Below are 1,462 nucleotides of genomic sequence, written 5' to 3'. Positions count from 1 at the left end.
ATCCAAATTATTATAATTATTGTGGGGTGGGCATCCCTGCCTGCCCTAATATATAATTTAGGTGCTTTTTAGCTTACCACTAACGCAAGAAAACATAGTTAAGAGTAAGCCACAAAATGAATGATCCTGTGTTGTCATGCTGAGGAACGTAGGCGAAAGACTTCCCGTTCGCGTTTCGCGTTCCGTTGGCGTAGCCGCCCTCTTAGGGCTAGCTAGGGTAGAATCTACGCGAGATTCTACCCTGCGGCAACGCGGTAGACGCTTCGTCTTCTCGTAGAGTAGCGCGTACGTTCCACCCTGCGGGAAGCAAGCTACAGAATGACATTGGGCATTTCTTTCTGTGGAGTTCTCTAAAACCAATATTGGATTGTTGAAAACACTTATAATTCTACCTTGGTTTATTTCTTAAGGTTCTCCCTATATTAATTACTTTTAGGACTTCTGCACTGTACAAAGGGACTATGTTGTGCATCAAGGTAAATACGTTATTCGGCTCCTTTTATAAATTACCCTTTGAAAGTTTAAATTTGAAAGTTTAAATTGGTGTTGTGGGGATTTATAGCTTTACTCAAAAATCCCCCAGATATTTTTTAAGCAGACATGACTTAACCTACATCGTCGTGAGCAAAACGATTGAAAAGGAAATCCAAAGCATAGTTACGTAACTTATAATATTGTGGGTCTTCCATAATCCTAGTTCTATCTCTAGGTCTGTCAAAAGGAATTTCCATAACTTCACCAATTTTCGCATGTGGTCCATTGGTCATCATCACCAACTTGTCAGCCAAAAACAGGGCTTCGTCAATATCGTGGGTAATCATTAACACCGTACAACGGTTATCACCCCAAATCTTCAACAATTCCTCTTGTAATTCTTCCTTAGTAATCGCATCCAAAGCACCAAAAGGTTCATCCAAAATCAACACCTTGGGACGAATCGACAGCGCACGGGCAATAGAAACACGCTGACGCATACCACCCGACATTTGGGGAGGTTTCTTATCCATTGCGTCACTCAATCCCACCATTGCCAGACTATCACGCACCATCGCTCTTTTCTCAGCTTCCGGTTTTTCGGGATATACGGCATTTATAGCCAAGTAAATATTTTCAAACGCAGTTTGCCAAGGTAACAAAGCATAACTTTGGAATACTACCATGCGATCGGGACCCGGTTTGGTGATGGGTTGTCCTTCCAGCAATACTTGTCCAGTGGTGGGGAAATTAAAACCCGACACCATATTTAACAAAGTCGATTTACCACAACCAGAGTGACCAATTACGCAAAGAAATTCCCCTTGATAAACATTAAGATTAACCCCATCAAGTACGGTGAATGGTCCATTCTTAGTCGGATAAATCTTAGAAACGTCTTTAATTTCCAAATATGGATTTCGACCTGCTGCTGCGGTAGCAAGGGGTTTGCCTAATCTATCTCTAGCAGCGTCAGAAGTTTTGAAAG

2 protein-coding genes are annotated in these 1,462 nt (G+C 41.9%); one reads left to right on the top strand and one right to left on the bottom strand.

Features of this window, described 5'->3' with window-relative positions; all coding sequences use genetic code 11:
• Positions 1-136: 136 nt before the first annotated feature.
• The gene (locus CK510_RS32210; protein WP_158225001.1) at positions 137-277 is read left to right on the top strand and encodes a hypothetical protein; all 141 of its coding nucleotides are present in this window, start codon (positions 137-139) and stop codon (positions 275-277) included.
• A 328-nt stretch (positions 278-605) separates the two neighbouring features.
• On the opposite strand, the gene CK510_RS30300 is transcribed toward CK510_RS32210, so the two are convergent.
• Positions 606-1,462 (bottom strand): nitrate ABC transporter ATP-binding protein (locus CK510_RS30300; RefSeq protein ID WP_245912528.1); only part of this gene is annotated, 857 nt, incomplete at its 5' end.

Origin of the sequence: Brunnivagina elsteri CCALA 953, assembly GCF_002289455.1 — a bacterium.
GTDB lineage: Bacteria > Cyanobacteriota > Cyanobacteriia > Cyanobacteriales > Nostocaceae > Brunnivagina > Brunnivagina elsteri.
Note: the sequence above shows the minus strand (reverse complement) of the source record. Positions and strands in the feature narration are given on the sequence as shown.

Coding starts and splice junctions, on each gene's coding strand:
- CK510_RS32210 (WP_158225001.1), top strand. CDS start 137: ATGCTGAGGAACGTAGGCGAAAGACTTCCCGTTCGCGTTTCGCGTTCC.